The sequence below is a fragment of the Streptomyces sp. NPDC026589 genome (genome assembly GCF_040638385.1).
Taxonomy (GTDB): domain Bacteria; phylum Actinomycetota; class Actinomycetes; order Streptomycetales; family Streptomycetaceae; genus Streptomyces.
The window spans coordinates 715,104-729,711 of the sequence record NZ_JBEZYG010000001.1 but is presented as its reverse complement, the minus strand read 5'-3'; the positions used below and the strand labels follow the sequence as shown (position 1 = coordinate 729,711).

Genomic DNA, 14,608 nt, shown 5'->3' with positions numbered 1-14,608 from the left:
GCCGAGGCGCTCGTCCGCTTCAACGTGCCGTAGGGCGTGATGGCCGTGGCTCGGACCCGGTCGGGCGGGCAGCCGTGTCCCCGGGGCTCCGTGGCCGCCCGGTCGACGTCGAGACGGCCCGGGACACGATCGCCGCCGCCGGGTTCGGGGACGCCGAGGTCACCACGGCCGGGGAGGGCGACCTGTCCGTACGCACAGGGAAGCTCGACAACGACGGCGAACACGCTCTGCGGACAGCCCTCGCCGAGGAGGGCGGCGAGACGACGAAGGTACGGGACGAGCTGATCGGCCCCAGCCTCGGCGATGAACTGCGGCGTAACGCCCTGATCGCCCTGGGGGTGGCCGTCGCCGTTCAGCTGGCCTACTTGGCGGTCCGGTTCCGCTGGACGTTCGCCGTGGCCTCCGTCGGGGCCATGGTGCACGATGTGATCCTCGTGGTGGGGGCCTTCGCCTGGCTGGGACGGCCGGTGGACGGCATCTTCCTGGCCGCCCTGCTCACCGTGATCGGCTACTCGGTCAACGACTCGGTGGTGGTCTTCGACCGGGTACGGGAGACGTGGGGGGCGAACCGGCGGACACCGCTGGACGTCATCGCCCGCCGGGCCGTCCTCCAGACCGTTCCGCGCACGGTGAACACCGGGGTGGGCGCCCTGTTCATCCTGGCCGCCCTCGCGGTGCTGGGCGGCGATTCACTCGCCGACTTCGCGCTCGCCCTGCTCATCGGCATCGTCGTAGGCACGTGGTCGTCGGTGTTCGCCGCCGTACCCGGGGCCATCCTCCTGGAGCGGAACGCCAAGGCCCCGCCGCCCGCCCCCGGGAAGGGGAAGGGGAAGGGCTCGGCAGGCGGGCGCGCGGGCGCGTCCCGGCGCGATCCGCTCGACAACGGAGCGCGCGTCTGAGGTGATCCCGCGCTCCGGCGCCACGACCGGCCGCCACGACCGGCCGCCCCGGCCGGTCGTGGCGCTAGGTCCCGCGTCAAACTCCCGTCGTCGCCCGGAGGGCGGCCTTGAGGGGTCAGGACGGTACGTGCGCGTGCAGATAGGCGGCGGTCTCCCGGTCGGCGGGGAGGAACGTCTCGATGGCCAGCTCGGCCACCGTCACGTCCATCGGAGTGTTGAACGTCGCGATCGACGACACGAACGACAGGACCCGGCCCCCGTGTTCGAGCAGCATCGGCAGCGCGAACGCGACGGAGCGCTCCCGCCCCGTACCGCCCGTACCGCCCGTACCGTCGGCGCGACGGCCCGCCGCGGCCGCCCGCGCGGGGACCGGATAGGCGGCCACCTCGTCGTACAGCGCACGCAGCTCCGGTGAGCGTACGAGGGCGATCTGGCGGCCCATCTGTGCCAGCAGGTCCGCCCGCCACTCCGGGAAGTTCACGATGCGCGGGGCGAGCCCCTCCGGGTGGAGGGTGAGCCGCATGGCGTTCACCGGCGGGGCCAGCAGCTTCTCCGGCACCCCTTCGAGGAGCAGGGCGATCCCCCGATTGGCCGCCACCACCCCGTAGATGCCGTCCACCACGAGCGCCGGATACGGCTCGTACGCCGCGAGCAGCTGGTCGAGGCTTTCGCGGAGGGCGGCCATCGCGGGGTCGTCGAGCGGCGTCTGCGCGTAGCGTGGCGCGTAACCGGCCACCACCAGAAGGGCGTTGCGTTCACGGACGGGTACGTTCAGCTCCTCGGCCAGCCGCAGGACCATGTCCTCGCTGGGCCGGGAGCGGCCCGTCTCGATGAACGAGATGTGGCGGGCCGAGGAGTCGGCGCGAAGGGCCAGCTCCAGCTGGCTGATGCGCCGCTGTTCCCGCCAGTCCCGCAGCAGTGGCCCTACTCCCGTGTCGGGCAAGACAGTCGTCATGCCAAGACCGTAACGTCACCGGCGGGCCGGGGCCGGTACGGGCCGCCCCGGCCCGCTGTGACGCAGGCGCCGATCCACCGAGACCCACGGGAGCCGTTCCATGAGCGCAGAGCCGCTGTCGCCGACCGAGATCGACCGCCGGCTGGAGGGACTGCCCGGCTGGGCGCTGGAAGGTGACCGGATCACCCGGACCTTCCGGTTGCCCTCCCACTTCGCCGCCGCCGCGCTGACGGTCCACATCGCACGGATCCAGGACGAGCTGAACCATCACTCGGACCTGACGCTCGGATACGACACGGTGGCCCTCTCCGTCCACACGCACGACGCGGGAGGCGCGGTCACCGAGAAGGACTTCGCGCTCGCCGCCCGTGGGCCGGCGCCGCCCCGGCCCACGGGGCCGAATAGGCCCACGGGGAGGGGGGCGGTGGGGCCGAATGGTCCGGCGGGGCGGATGGTCCGGCGGGTGCGATCAGCCCCCGGCCCCGGGCCGCGCCGCGGTGGAAGCTGATCGGACCCACCGGACCGGGACCGGGAGCTCAGGCCACCGTGCCGAACCTCGGGTGCGCGCCGAGCCACCGCGCGTAGCTCGGGCTGCGCGACACCGCCTCGGCGTAGGCCGCGCGGGTCGCTCCGGCCACCGTCCCCGCCGCGGCGTCCGCGGCGGGGGAGTGCGGGTGCCAGCCCACCAGATGACGCCAGCTGAGCGGTGCGCCGACCAGCGGTCTGGTCACCAGGCCGGGCGCCGGCGGGAACGTCGCCCGGCACAGCCCGATCGCCCGCCCCACCTGCACCAGATGGACGACGGACGAGGTGTCCGTCTCGTACACCGACACCGGGGTGAAGCCCGACCGCGCGCAGGCCGCGGTGAAGCAGTCGGCGAAGCAGCCTTCGCCGGGCACGTCCGCCCAGCACTCGTCCGCGAGGGCCGCCAGCTCCAGCTCCGTCTCACCGGCCAGGGCGTGATCCTCCGGCAGCATCACGAAGACCGGGTCCACACCCACGACCTCCCAGACCAGCCGGTCCGCCAGCGGCGGCGGGCTCTCACCGCACGTTCCGATCAGCGCGAAGTCCAGCCGGCCGTCGATCACCAGCGAGGCGATCTCGCCGACCGACCACGAGGTGTGCGTCGACACCGGCACCGACGGGTGGGCGGCGGCCATCCGGTCCACCAGGCCGCCGAGCAGCGGACCGTGCGTGCCGCCCAGCCGGAACCGGTCCAGCGACCCCGTGGCATTGGCGAACCGCACCGCCTCCGCCTGGAGTTCACTGACTGCGGGCAGCACCACCCGGGCCCGCCCCAGCACCAGTTCGCCGAGGGGGGTGGCCCGCGCCCCGGTGTGGTCGCGGTCGAACAGAGAGCCGCCCAGGGCCTTCTCGATCCGCCGCAACTGAGCGCTGAGGGCAGGCTGGGCAAGCCCCAGGGTGGCGGCGGCCTTGGTGAGGCTGCCCGTGTCGGCAATGGCACGGACCGTTCGCAGATGGCGCAACTCGAGCTCCATAAGGGCAAGTTATGGGCCCAGGAGCACCCCGGCAATATGTGCGCTCCGCCTACCGTTCGGTCGGTGTACACGGGGTGTACTCCGCCGGCCCGGTCGGCGGGGTGCGGCGTTCCGGTTCAGCCCTGCCAGGCACCGTCCCCGGCGGCTCGGAGACGATGTCGGAGAAGTGCGTCGGCTCCCGTCCCAGGACCCGCTCCACGCCGTCCGTCGCCGCCGTGTGGTGGCCGTCCAGCGGCGTCGCGAACCGTTCGGCCAGGAACTCCGCCTCCGGGCCGGCCCCCTCGAACCCTGCCGGCGGCCACCTCGATTTGCCGGACCGGCAAAGAAGATTGCCGGGCGACCGTCCCTCGGAGAGGCTGATCCCATGAGCAGCCACGCCGGTCACGGCCACCACGACGCGCACGCACCCGCCACGCCCGCCCACGCCCACGCCCCTGCCCACGCCCATGTGCACGGGCCGGGCGGCGACCCTGCGACGGACATCGACTGGGACGTCCTCGGGCCCCTGCTGGAGCAGGAGGCCGCACTCAACGGCGCACAGTACGAGGAGGCGGCCCGCTGGATCGCCGCCCTGCCCACCGCGCCGAAGGTCCGCCGGGTCCTGGACATCGGCAGCGGCCCCGGCGTCGTCTCCTGCCTGTTGGCCGAGGTCTTCCCCGAGGCCGAAGTGGTGGCGGTGGACGCGACGCCGGCTCTCCTGGAACGCGCGAAGAACCGCGCGCGGCGCCTCGGCGTGGTTGACCGCTTCCAGACCCTGGAAGCCGAACTCCCCGCGGACTTCGACAGGTTGGGCGAGGCCGATCTGATCTGGGCGGGCAACTCCCTGCACCACCTGGGTGACCAGCGCGCCGCTCTGGCAGGCTTCGCCGGGCTCCTGCGGTCCGGCGGCACGGTCGCGCTCGTCGAGGGTGGCCTGCCCACCCGGCGGCTGCCCCGCGACATCGGCATCGGACAGCCCGGCCTGGAGGCCCGTATGGGCGCGGCCGCCGCCACGCGCTTCCAGCACATGCGGTCCGAACTTCCGGGAGCGAAGCGGGAGACCGAGGACTGGAGCGCGCTCTTCGCCGCGGTCGGCCTCGTCCCGCAGGGCACCCGGAGCTTCCTCCTCGACCTGCCCGCCCCGCTCTCGGGTCCCGCCCGCGACCATGTCGTCGCGAGCATCACCCGCGAGCGCGAGGTACTGGGCGAACTGCTGTCGGCCGAGGACAGCGCGGTACTGGACCGGCTCCTGGACCCCGAGGACCCCGAAGGCCTTCACCACCGCCCCGATGTCCACCTGCTCACCGCCCGCACGGTCCACCTCGGCCGCCGCGGCTGAACCGGCGACGCTGCCCGGCTGCCCCGCTGCCCTACGACACCGGCTCCAACCGCCACCACTGGAAGGGGGAGTCGGTGTCCTCCCACTGCTGAATCGTGCCGCCGGCCTCGGTGGAACGGTCCGCGACCTCCATGACGAGCCCGCTGATGAAACTCACCAGGGTCACCGTCCCGGGCGCCTCCGCGTGCTGCTCGATCAGCCACTCCTGGGCGCCGAAGTTGTTGGCCTTCCACTGCTGGACGCGGGTGCCGTTCGACGTATCGGCATTGGCCACGTCGAGCCGCTTCCCGCTGTGCTCGTTGACCAGGTGGAAGAGGGCCGCGCCCTCGTGCACCGGGGCCAGCCGCCACACCTGCGCGGCCGTCCCGTCGTCCGCGCCCTGCTGGACCCGGGCCCCACTGCCCTTGGCCGCGCCGTACACCTCCAGCACCAGCTTGCTGCCGACGTTGCGCAGGCGGTACGGACCCGCCTCGACGACGGGCGCGAGTTCGCCGCTCATGTTTCCCTGTCTCCCCGGTTCGACCTGTGTACCGCTGTGCTGCCGCCGGCGCACCGGCTGACGACGGCGCCCCCACCGGGACCGGTGGGGGCGCCGTCGGCCGGACGCTCAGGCGCCGACGTTGAACTCCGCCGGGTCGGGGCCGAGCCGCTTGCCCTCGTCCAGGGCCGCGAAGGCGGCGAGATCGTCGGCGTCCAGCTCGAAGCCGAACACGTCGAGGTTCTCCTTGATCCGCGACGGGGTCACGGACTTCGGGATCACGATGTTGCCGGTCTGCAGATGCCAGCGCAGCACCGCCTGGGCGGGTGTACGGCCGTGCTTCTGGGCGATGGCGACGACCGTCGGCACCTCCAGCAGGCCCTTGCCCTGGCCCAGCGGCGACCACGCCTCGGTGGCGATGCCGTGCTCGGCGTGGAAGGCGCGGAGCTCGGCCTGCTGGAGCTGCGGGTGCAGCTCGATCTGGTTGACGGCCGGCACCACGGAGGTCTCGGCGAGCAGCCGCTTCAGGTGCTCGGGAGGGAAGTTCGACACGCCGATGGCCTTCGCGCGGCCGTCGGCGAGGATCTTCTCGAACGCCTTGTACGTGTCGGTGTACGCGTCCTTCGCCGGGACCGGCCAGTGGATCAGGTACAGGTCGACGTAGTCCAGGCCGAGCTTGTCCAGCGAGGCATCGAAGGCGCGCAGGGTGCGGTCGTGGCCCTGTTCGCTGTTCCACAGCTTCGTGGTGACGAAGAGCTCGTCACGGGCGATGCCGGAGGCGGCGATGGCCTTGCCGGTGCCGGTCTCGTTCTCGTAGATCGCGGCGGTGTCGATGCTCCGGTACCCGGTCTCGACGGCCGTGGCGACCGCCTTCTCCGCCTCGTCGTCCGGCACCTGCCAGACGCCGAAACCGAGCTGCGGCATGTCGAGGCCGTTGTTGAGGGTGATGGAGGGGACCTGGCTCACGAGCGATCGATCCTAACGTCGTCGGTTGATAACTCCCCACGACAACGACCGGGCAGGCCACAGCATTCCCGGCCCCCTCCGGCAGCCTCGATCGTGCCGCCGTGCCGCCGCCGGATCAGTGGTACAGCGCGTCGACCTCGACCGCGTACGCCGTCTCGATCGCCTTGCGCTTCAGCTTCAGCGAGGGCGTCAGCAGCCCCGTCTCCTCGGTGAACGGATGGGCCAGGATCCGGAACGTACGGATCGACTCGGCCTGGGACACCGCCGTGTTGGCGGCCACCACCGCCCGGCGGACCTCCATCTCCAGGTCCGGGTCGCGCACCAGGTCGGCCGGGCCGAGCGGGGTGCGGCCCTGCATCGACAGCCAGTGGTCCACGGATTCCTGGTCGACGGTGACGAGCGCCGCGATGTACGGGCGGTCGTTGCCGACGACGATGCACTGCGCCACCAGCGGATGCGCTCGTACGCGTTCCTCCAGACCGGCCGGGGAGACGCTCTTGCCGCCGGATGTCACCAGGATCTCCTTCTTCCGCCCGGTGATCGTCAGATAGCCGTCCTCGTCCAGCGCACCGAGATCCCCGGTGGCGAGCCAGCCGTCCCGCAGCACCGCCCGGGTGGCCCCGGGGTTGCCCAGATAGCCGGAGAACACGTTCGGCCCGTGCACCCACACCTCGCCGTCGTCCGCGATGTGCACCGACGTCCCCGGAATCGGCTGCCCGACCGTGCCGTACCGGGTGCGCTCGGGAGGGTTCGCCGTCGCCGCGGCGGTCGACTCGGTCAGCCCGTACCCCTCGAAGACGCTCACCCCGGCGCCCGCGAAGAACAGCCCGAGCCTGCGGTCCATGCCCGAGCCGCCCGACATCGCGTGGCGTACCCGGCCGCCCATCGCGTCGCGGACCTTCTTGTAGACGACCTTGTCGAAGAACTGGTGCTGCATCCGCAGCCCGGCCGAGGGACCGGGACCGTCCCCGAACGCCTTCTGCTCCATGGCCTCGGCGTACTTCACCGCGATGTCGACGGCCTTGTCGAACGGCCCGGCCCTGCCCTCCGCCTCGGCCTTGCGGCGGGCCCCGTTGAACACCTTCTCGAAGATGTACGGCACCGCCAGGATGAACGTCGGCCGGAACGTCACCAGGTCCGGCATCAGCGCGTTCGCGGACAGCTCCGGCTGGTGGCCGAGCTTGACCCGGCCGCGGACCGCGGCGATCTCGACCATCCGCCCGAAGACGTGGGCCAGCGGCAGGAAGAGGAGGGTGGCCGCCTCGTCGCCGGGCTTGGAGTGGAACACCGGCTCCCAGCGCGTGACCATCGTGTCGCTCTCGAACATGAAGCTCGCGTGGGTGATCACGCACCCCTTGGGGCGGCCCGTCGTCCCCGAGGTGTAGATGACGGTCGCCACGGAGTCGGGCGTCACCGCGCGCCGGTGCCGCTGCACCACCTCGTCGTCGATGTCCGCACCCGCCCCGAACAGCTCGTCCACCGCTCCGGCGTCCAGCTGCCACAGCCGCTTAAGTCGCGGCAGCCGGTCGATCACCGAGCCGACGGTCATCGCGTGGTCCTCGTGCTCGACCATCACCGCCACCACCTCGGCGTCGTGCAGCATCCACAGGACCTGCTCGGCGGAGGAGGTCGGGTAGATCGGCACCGACTGGGCCCCGACGGTCCAGAGCGCGAAGTCGAAGAGCGTCCACTCGAAGCGCGTACGGGACATCAGCGCGACCCGGTCGCCGAAGCGCACCCCATGCGCGATCAGTCCCTTGGCCAGGGCCAGCACCTGATCGCGGAAGCCCGCAGAGGTCACATCACGCCACTGGCCCCCGGCGTCCTTGCGGCCGAGCGCGACGCGGTGCGGATCGTCCTCCGCGTAGTCGAAGACCACATCGGCCAGACCGCCGACCTGAGGTGCCGCCGGCATGGGTGGGACAGTGAAATCGTGCAATGACATGCTCCTCGTGGCGCTCCGCACAGCGCCGCGACGCTACCCCAAGCGGGGGCCCGGCGGGAGGGGCCCGGACCCTTCGGACACCGTGTCGTCCGCCCAGGTCAACCGTCGAAATCCGGCCAGATGGGCAAGGCTCGGGCGTCCGTCCTGCCCAGTTCTGACGGAGGGGTAAGCGGCTCGCGCCGGAATCTCCACCGAATCCGACCGCGGCGACCACGGTGACCACCGACCACAGCGAAGACGGCGACCACCGCGACCACCGTGAAGGACGGCGATCACCGCCACCCCCGCGAAGACGGCGATCACCGCCACCCCCGCGAAGACGGCGACCACCGCGAAGACCGCGCAGACGGCGATCACCGCGAGTCCGCGGGGGCGCGCTACGGTCCCTCCCCGCCACCGGTCCCGCGGTGCAGCCGGTCGCCGCCCGCCAGGATCGCGGAGGCCAGCGCGTCGGCCGCCTCCTGGGCCGCGCCCCGGCGGTTCGCGTACAGCAGGACGAAGTCGACGCCGCCGAGCTCCGGCAACCCTGCCCTGGCCGGAACCGGCACCAGCCCCGGCGGGATCATCCCCCGGGAGTGCGCCATCACTCCCAGGCCCGCCCGCGCCGCCGCGACCAGGCCGCTCAGGCTCGTACTCGTGCAGGCGATCCGCCAGGCCCGCCCGTGCTCCTCCAGCACCTCCAGGGCGCGGGCACGGGTGATGGCCGGCGGCGGGAAGACGACCAGCGGCACGGGGTGCTCCGGATCGACCCGCAGCTGCGGCGCGCCGATCCAGTCCAGCGCGTCCTGCCACATCAGCTCACCATGGGTATCACCGGTCGGCCGCTTGGCCAGCACCAGGTCCAGCCGGCCCGCCGCGAGCTGACGGTGCAGCGTCCCGGACAGCTCCACGGTGAGCTGGAGCTCGACCTCCGGATGGTCGCGGCGGAAGGACTCCAGGATCTCGGGGAGCCGGGTCAGCACGAAGTCCTCGGACGCCCCGAACCGCAGTCGGCCGCGCAGCCGGGTGCCCGCGAAGAAGGCGGCGGCCCGCTCGTGCGCGGACAGGATCGTCCGGGCGAAGCCGAGCATCGCCTCGCCGTCCTCGGTGAGGTCGACGCGATGGGTGTCCCGGGCGAACAGCTGCCGCCCGGCCGCCCTCTCCAGCCGCCGCACGTGCTGGCTGACGGTGGACTGGCGGATGCCGAGCCTGCGCGCGGCCTGGGTGAAGCTCAGGGTCTGGGCCACGGCGAGGAAGGTACGCAGCTGGGTGGGGTCGTACGTGGCGTCCATGGATCCACGTTATCGGGATCCGTGATGACAGTCAGAGCGGTATGAGTGATTCCCGATGGGGAGGATCGGGAGCAGGATGGACCCGCCGAAACGGCCCGCCGCCGGCACGCGGGACCGCCGGCACGCAGGATCGCCCGCGCGACGCCCGTATGTACGGAGACCGCATGTACGCGTAGGGCCGCCCGCGGCAGCGGCACGCACGGCTGTCCGCCCGGCACGGCGGACCGACCCCTGGAGACCTCGACAGATGACCCGCCGCATCCCGAGACCGCCGTCCTGGCTGCCGGTCGACGCCTACATACTGGCGCTGGCCGCGACCGTGGCCCTCGCGGCGCTGCTGCCCGCCCGGGGAACCGCCGCCGACGTGGCGGGCGGGGCCTCCACCGGCGCGGTCTCCCTGCTGTTCTTCCTCTACGGGGCGCGGCTCTCCGCGGCCGAGGCGCTCGACGGGCTCAAGCACTGGCGCCTCCACCTCACCGTTCTGGCCTGCACCTTCGTGGTCTTCCCCCTGCTGGGGCTGGCGAGCGGCGGACTGGTGCCGTACGTGCTGACGCCCGAGCTCCAGGCGGGCTTCCTCTTCCTGTGCCTGGTCCCCTCGACGATCCAGTCGTCCATCGCCTTCACCTCGATCGCCCGGGGCAATGTGCCCGCCGCGATCTGCGCCGGGTCCTTCTCCAGCCTCGCCGGGATCCTCGTGACCCCGCTGCTCGCCGCCCTGCTCCTCGGTTCGGCCGGGGGCGGGTTCTCGGCGGACTCCCTGCTGAAGATCGTGCTCCAGCTGTTCGTCCCGTTCCTCGCCGGACAGGTGCTGCGCCGCTGGGTCGGGGGTCTCCTCACCCGGCACAAGAAGGTTCTCGGCCTGGTCGACCGGGGGTCGATCCTGCTCGTCGTCTATACCGCGTTCAGCGAGGGGATGGTCGCCGGCGTCTGGCGCCAGATCACCCCGACCCGGCTCGGCGCGCTGCTCGCCGCCGAGGCGGTCCTGCTGGCGCTGATGCTCACCCTGAGTTGGTACGGGGCGCGGCGGCTCGGGTTCGGCCGGGCGGACCGGATCGCCATCCAGTTCGCCGGGTCGAAGAAGAGCCTGGCGGCCGGGCTGCCGATGGCGACCGTGCTCTTCGGGGCCCATGCGAGCCTCGCGGTACTGCCACTGATGCTCTTCCACCAGCTGCAGCTGATGGTCTGCGCGGTGATCGCCAAGCGCCGCTCCCGCGATCCCAAGCCGCCCAAGGACCCGGCGGATTCGGATTCCCCTTCCGAGGCGTTGTCGGACCCGCCGGTTACGGTGAGCCGGTAGCCGGTAGCCGGTAGCCGGTAGCCGGTAGCCGGTAGCCGGTAGCCGACAGCGAGGAAGCGCCATGAGTGACGAGTCCGGTACGCCCGCCGACGACTTTCCGCACGGGGCGGGCAATCCGGCCCGGCGTGCCCTGCGGGCGGCGGGCCACACCCGCCTCGCCCACCTCACGACCGTGACCGCGGCGGAGGTGCTCGCGCTGCACGGGGTCGGCCCGAAGGCGATCAGGGTCCTGCGCGAGGCGCTGGCCGCCGAGGGCCTGTCCTTCGCGGGGGAGTGAGGCCCCGTACGCCCCGGGCCTCCCCGCACCGGGCCTCCCCGCCCCAGGGCTCCCCGCACCGCGCCTCCCCGTCCCAGGGCTCCCCGCACCGGGGCTCCGCCCCCTCCGCGCCTCAGCCCTGGCGTACCGCCGCCTCCAACACGATCCGGTGCTCACCGGCGTACACGTTCATCGACGGGCCGCGCAGGAAGCCGACCAGCGTCAGTCCGCTCTCCGCCGCCAGGTCCACGGCCAGTGACGACGGCGCCGAAACCGCGGCGAGCACCGGGATCCCCGCCATCACGGCCTTCTGCGCCAGCTCGAACGAGGCCCGCCCCGACACCAGCAGAACGGCCCGGGACAGGGGCAGCCGGTGGTCCGTCAGCGCCCGGCCCACCAACTTGTCGACCGCGTTGTGCCGGCCGACGTCCTCGCGTACGTCCAGCAGTTCGCCCTCCTCGGAGAAGAGCGCGGCACCATGCAGGCCCCCCGTCCGGTCGAACACCCGCTGCGCGGCCCGCAGCCGGTCCGGGAGGGCGGACAGCAGCTCCGGGGTGACCCGCACCGGGGGAGCGTCGGCCACGGGGTGCCGGGTCGTGGTGCGCACCGCGTCCAGGCTGGCCTTGCCGCACAGGCCGCACGAGGAGGTGGTGTAGACGTTCCGCTCCAGTGTGATGTCGGGGACGCGGACGCCGGGCGCGAGCTTCACGTCCACCACGTTGTAGCTGTTCACCCCGTCCGCGGTCGCCCCGGCGCAGTAGACGATCGACTGCACCTCGTCCCCCTCGGCGATCACCCCCTCGCTGACGAGGAAGCCGGCCGCCAGCGCGAAATCGTCGCCCGGCGTACGCATGGTGATGGCCAGCGGTCGGCCGTTCAGGCGGATCTCCAGAGGTTCCTCCGCCACCAGGGTGTCCGCGCGGGAGGAGACGGCACCGTCCCGGATGCGGAGGGTGCGGCGGCGTTCGGTGGCCCGTCCCATGGGTGTGAACCCCGATTCTGTCTGTGTGCGATGGCTTCGGTCCGGATGGGCGAAGCCGGAACCCGACCCCGTCATTGTCCGGTACCCGCACCGGGCGTGTCGCAGCCACGGCTTAAGCACGCTGACCAGGCTGTTGTCAACGCTCCAACGTGTGGGCCGGATTCCTGTGGGAACACGTGCCCCTGTACCCGGCGGTAGCGACCAAGACTGGACGTTTCCTGCCCTACCCGACGATGGGAACCCGTATGACCGGCTCACGTGTCGTGGCGCTCGGCCACTACCAGCCCGCCAAGGTGCTCACGAACGACGATCTGGCGGCCATGGTCGACACGAGCGACGAGTGGATCACCAGCCGGGTCGGTATCAAGACCCGCCATGTGGGTGGCCCCGACGAGCCGGTGGACGAGATGGCCGCGCACGCGGGAGCCAAGGCGCTGGCCACGGCCGGGCTGACGCCCTCGGACGTCGATCTGGTCCTCGTCGCCACCTCCACGGCGATCGACCGGTCCCCGAGCATGGCGGCGCGGGTCGCGGCGCGGCTGGGCATGGGCTCGCCCGCGGTGATGGACATCAACGTGGTGTGCTCCGGCTTCACGCACGCGCTGGCCACCGCCGACCACGCGATCCGGGCCGGTGCGGCGACCCGGGCGCTGGTCATCGGCGCCGACAAGATGGCCGACATCGCGGACTGGACCGACCGCTCCACCTGCGTCCTGCTCGGCGACGGGGCGGGCGCGGCGGTCGTCACCGCCGACCCGACGGCCCCCGACACCCCGGAGGGGCCCGGCATCGGACCGGTGCTGTGGGGCTCCGTGCCGGAGATGGGCAACGCGGTCCGGATCGAGGGGACGCCGCCGCGCTTCGCGCAGGAGGGCCAGTCGGTCTACCGCTGGGCCACCACCCAGCTCCCCCCGATCGCCCGCCGGGTCTGCGAGAAGGCCGGCGTCGCCCCGGAGGATCTGGGGGCCGTCGTCCTGCACCAGGCCAATCTGCGGATCATCGAGCCGGTCGCCCGCAAGATCGGCGCGGTCAACGCCGTCATCGCCCGGGACGTGGTGGACTCCGGCAACACCTCGGCCGCCTCCATCCCGATGGCGCTGTCCAAGCTGGTCGAGCGCGGCGAGGTCGCCTCCGGCGCGCCCGTCCTCCTCTTCGGCTTCGGCGGAAACCTCTCCTACGCGGGCCAGGTCATCCGCTGCCCCTGACCCTCCGCCGCCCTTGACTCCTCGCACAGCGCTTGCCTCCTTCCACGGCGCCTGCGTGAGCTCCGACCCAGAACCTTTGTCCTGAGTGTGGAGAAAGTTGGAGCGGATTCCTGCGCAACTTCTTCCCACCCCGGGAAAGCGCTGCTACGTTCCCCTCGAAAGCCCGACGGACTGGCCGATGTGGCGGGGAGGGACGCGTGAGACGCATGACGGCACGACCCGCGAACGCGCATCAGGCGCGGCTGCTCCGACTGCTGCGCGACGGGGGCCCCAACTCCCGTGCGCAACTGGGTGATCAGGTCGAGCTGTCGCGCTCGAAGCTCGCCGTCGAGGTGGACCGGCTGCTGGAGACCGGCCTGGTGGTGGCCGACGGACTCGCCGCATCACGCGGCGGGCGCCGCTCGCACAACATCCGGCTCGCTCCCGAACTGCGGTTCCTCGGGGTCGACATCGGCGCCACCTCGATCGACGTGGCCGTCACCAACGCGGAGCTGGAGGTCCTGGGACACCTCAATCACCCGATGGATGTGCGCGAGGGCCCCGTCGCCGTCTTCGAACAGGTGCTGTCGCTGGCCGCCAAGCTGCGGGCCTCCGGACTCGCCGAGGGCTTCGACGGCGCGGGCATCGGGGTCCCCGGCCCCGTCCGCTTCCCCGAGGGCGTGCCGGTCGCGCCGCCGATCATGCCGGGCTGGGACGGTTTCCCGGTCCGCGAGGCGCTCAGCCAGGAGCTGGGCTGCCCCGTCATGGTCGACAACGACGTGAACCTCATGGCGATGGGGGAGCAGCACGCGGGCGTGGCCCGCTCCGTGGGCGACTTCCTCTGCGTCAAGATCGGTACGGGCATCGGCTGCGGCATCGTCGTCGGCGGCGAGGTCTACCGCGGTACGACCGGCAGCGCAGGGGACATCGGGCACATCCAGGTGGACCCTGACGGCCGGGCCTGCGCCTGCGGCAACAAGGGCTGCCTGGAGGCGCACTTCAGCGGCGCCGCCCTCGCCCGGGACGCGGAGGACGCGGCCCGTGAGGGCCGCTCGCCCGAGCTCGCCGCCCGGCTGGCGGCGGCGGGCCGCCTCAGCGCCGCCGACGTGGCGGCCGCCGCCGCTGCCGGTGACGCCGCCGCGCTCGACCTGATCCGCGAAGGCGGCAATCGACTGGGCCAGGTGATCGCGAGCCTGGTCAGCTTCTTCAATCCCGGTCTGGTGGTGATCGGCGGCGGGGTCACCGGCCTCGGTCACAACCTCCTCGCCAGTGTCCGCACCCAGGTCTACAAGCAGTCCCTGCCCCTGGCCACCGGCAACCTCCCCATCGTGCTGGGCGAGTTGGGGCCCACCGCCGGAGTGATCGGCGCGGCCCGGCTCATCAGCGACCACCTCTTCTCACCGGCCTGACCACAGGGCCACAACGCACCACCGCATTGGTCAGGTACCCGGCATCAGCCAGGTACTAGTCAGGTACTCGTCCGTACTCGCACGTCAGGTACCAGTCAGCAGCCGTTCGCGGTGCCGCCGGCTCCACGGCACCTCCAGCCCTGCGCCCT

At 72.3% G+C, this 14,608-nt stretch carries 14 protein-coding genes and 1 pseudogene; 7 read left to right on the top strand and 8 right to left on the bottom strand.

Features of this window, described 5'->3' with window-relative positions:
• On the top strand, positions 1-899 hold an 899-nt coding region (gene secF, locus AB0F29_RS03010; RefSeq protein WP_361867008.1), incomplete at its 5' end, for a protein translocase subunit SecF.
• A 115-nt stretch (positions 900-1,014) separates the two neighbouring features.
• Here secF and AB0F29_RS03005 read toward each other — a convergent pair.
• Positions 1,015-1,854 carry a helix-turn-helix transcriptional regulator gene (locus AB0F29_RS03005; protein ID WP_361867007.1) on the bottom strand — a complete coding sequence of 280 codons (840 nt, stop codon included), beginning with the start codon at positions 1,852-1,854 and terminating at the stop codon, positions 1,015-1,017.
• Between the two features lie 100 nt (positions 1,855-1,954).
• On the opposite strand from AB0F29_RS03005, the pseudogene AB0F29_RS03000 reads away from it, so the two are divergent.
• Positions 1,955-2,259 (top strand): annotated as a pseudogene (locus AB0F29_RS03000) (4a-hydroxytetrahydrobiopterin dehydratase).
• 131 nt (positions 2,260-2,390) lie between these two features.
• On the opposite strand, the gene AB0F29_RS02995 reads toward AB0F29_RS03000, so the two are convergent.
• A complete protein-coding gene (locus AB0F29_RS02995; RefSeq protein WP_361867005.1) occupies positions 2,391-3,353 on the bottom strand; it encodes a LysR family transcriptional regulator in 963 nt (320 codons plus the stop codon).
• Positions 3,354-3,402: 49 nt separating this feature from the next.
• A complete protein-coding gene (locus AB0F29_RS02990) occupies positions 3,403-3,729 on the bottom strand; it encodes a hypothetical protein (protein WP_361867004.1) in 327 nt (108 codons plus the stop codon).
• Between AB0F29_RS02990 and AB0F29_RS02985 the strand changes: the two genes are divergently transcribed.
• The gene (locus AB0F29_RS02985; RefSeq protein WP_361867003.1) at positions 3,718-4,671 is read left to right on the top strand and encodes a class I SAM-dependent methyltransferase; all 954 of its coding nucleotides are present in this window, start codon (positions 3,718-3,720) and stop codon (positions 4,669-4,671) included. The two genes, AB0F29_RS02990 and AB0F29_RS02985, sit on opposite strands and share 12 nt — an antisense overlap.
• A 31-nt stretch (positions 4,672-4,702) precedes the next feature.
• Here AB0F29_RS02985 and AB0F29_RS02980 read toward each other — a convergent pair whose 3' ends face one another.
• The 4 genes from AB0F29_RS02980 to AB0F29_RS02965 form a co-directional block, all read right to left on the bottom strand.
• The gene (locus AB0F29_RS02980; protein WP_361867001.1) at positions 4,703-5,170 is read right to left on the bottom strand and encodes an RICIN domain-containing protein; all 468 of its coding nucleotides are present in this window, start codon (positions 5,168-5,170) and stop codon (positions 4,703-4,705) included.
• Between the two features lie 108 nt (positions 5,171-5,278).
• Positions 5,279-6,115, bottom strand: a complete 837-nt coding sequence (locus AB0F29_RS02975; RefSeq protein WP_361867000.1) for an aldo/keto reductase — start codon at positions 6,113-6,115, stop codon at positions 5,279-5,281.
• Positions 6,116-6,230: 115 nt separating this feature from the next.
• On the bottom strand, positions 6,231-8,030 hold the full coding sequence (locus AB0F29_RS02970; RefSeq protein WP_361866998.1) for a long-chain fatty acid--CoA ligase: 1,800 nt from the start codon (positions 8,028-8,030) through the stop codon (positions 6,231-6,233).
• 407 nt (positions 8,031-8,437) lie between these two features.
• Positions 8,438-9,331: a LysR substrate-binding domain-containing protein gene (locus AB0F29_RS02965; RefSeq protein WP_361866997.1), complete on the bottom strand. Its 894-nt coding sequence runs from the start codon at positions 9,329-9,331 to the stop codon at positions 8,438-8,440.
• A gap of 247 nt (positions 9,332-9,578) precedes the next feature.
• On the opposite strand from AB0F29_RS02965, the gene AB0F29_RS02960 reads away from it, so the two are divergent.
• Together AB0F29_RS02960 and AB0F29_RS02955 are read left to right on the top strand one after the other, a co-directional pair.
• Complete coding sequence (locus AB0F29_RS02960; RefSeq protein WP_361866995.1) at positions 9,579-10,628, top strand: bile acid:sodium symporter family protein; 1,050 nt, start codon at positions 9,579-9,581, stop codon at positions 10,626-10,628.
• Between the two features lie 61 nt (positions 10,629-10,689).
• Positions 10,690-10,905, top strand: a complete 216-nt coding sequence (locus AB0F29_RS02955; protein WP_361866993.1) for a DNA-binding protein — start codon at positions 10,690-10,692, stop codon at positions 10,903-10,905.
• A gap of 112 nt (positions 10,906-11,017) precedes the next feature.
• Here the strand turns inward: AB0F29_RS02955 and fdhD are convergent, their stop codons facing one another.
• A complete protein-coding gene (gene fdhD, locus AB0F29_RS02950; protein ID WP_361866992.1) occupies positions 11,018-11,866 on the bottom strand; it encodes a formate dehydrogenase accessory sulfurtransferase FdhD in 849 nt (282 codons plus the stop codon).
• A 245-nt stretch (positions 11,867-12,111) separates the two neighbouring features.
• On the opposite strand from fdhD, the gene AB0F29_RS02945 reads away from it, so the two are divergent.
• Together AB0F29_RS02945 and AB0F29_RS02940 are read left to right on the top strand one after the other, a co-directional pair.
• Entirely contained in the window at positions 12,112-13,071 is a 960-nt protein-coding gene (locus AB0F29_RS02945; protein WP_361866991.1) for a beta-ketoacyl-ACP synthase III, read from the top strand.
• 206 nt (positions 13,072-13,277) lie between these two features.
• Positions 13,278-14,459, top strand: a complete 1,182-nt coding sequence (locus AB0F29_RS02940; protein ID WP_361866990.1) for an ROK family transcriptional regulator — start codon at positions 13,278-13,280, stop codon at positions 14,457-14,459.
• Positions 14,460-14,608: the final 149 nt, after the last annotated feature.

Excerpts from the sequence above, each read along its gene's own strand:
- AB0F29_RS03005 (WP_361867007.1), bottom strand. The coding sequence starts at position 1,854 with ATGACGACTGTCTTGCCCGACACGGGAGTAGGGCCACTGCTGCGGGAC.
- AB0F29_RS02995 (WP_361867005.1), bottom strand. The coding sequence starts at position 3,353 with ATGGAGCTCGAGTTGCGCCATCTGCGAACGGTCCGTGCCATTGCCGAC.
- AB0F29_RS02985 (WP_361867003.1), top strand. The coding sequence starts at position 3,718 with ATGAGCAGCCACGCCGGTCACGGCCACCACGACGCGCACGCACCCGCC.
- AB0F29_RS02980 (WP_361867001.1), bottom strand. The coding sequence starts at position 5,170 with ATGAGCGGCGAACTCGCGCCCGTCGTCGAGGCGGGTCCGTACCGCCTG.
- AB0F29_RS02970 (WP_361866998.1), bottom strand. The coding sequence starts at position 8,030 with ATGCCGGCGGCACCTCAGGTCGGCGGTCTGGCCGATGTGGTCTTCGAC.
- AB0F29_RS02965 (WP_361866997.1), bottom strand. The coding sequence starts at position 9,331 with ATGGACGCCACGTACGACCCCACCCAGCTGCGTACCTTCCTCGCCGTG.
- AB0F29_RS02960 (WP_361866995.1), top strand. The coding sequence starts at position 9,579 with ATGACCCGCCGCATCCCGAGACCGCCGTCCTGGCTGCCGGTCGACGCC.
- AB0F29_RS02955 (WP_361866993.1), top strand. The coding sequence starts at position 10,690 with ATGAGTGACGAGTCCGGTACGCCCGCCGACGACTTTCCGCACGGGGCG.
- fdhD (WP_361866992.1), bottom strand. The coding sequence starts at position 11,866 with ATGGGACGGGCCACCGAACGCCGCCGCACCCTCCGCATCCGGGACGGT.
- AB0F29_RS02945 (WP_361866991.1), top strand. The coding sequence starts at position 12,112 with ATGACCGGCTCACGTGTCGTGGCGCTCGGCCACTACCAGCCCGCCAAG.
- AB0F29_RS02940 (WP_361866990.1), top strand. The coding sequence starts at position 13,278 with ATGACGGCACGACCCGCGAACGCGCATCAGGCGCGGCTGCTCCGACTG.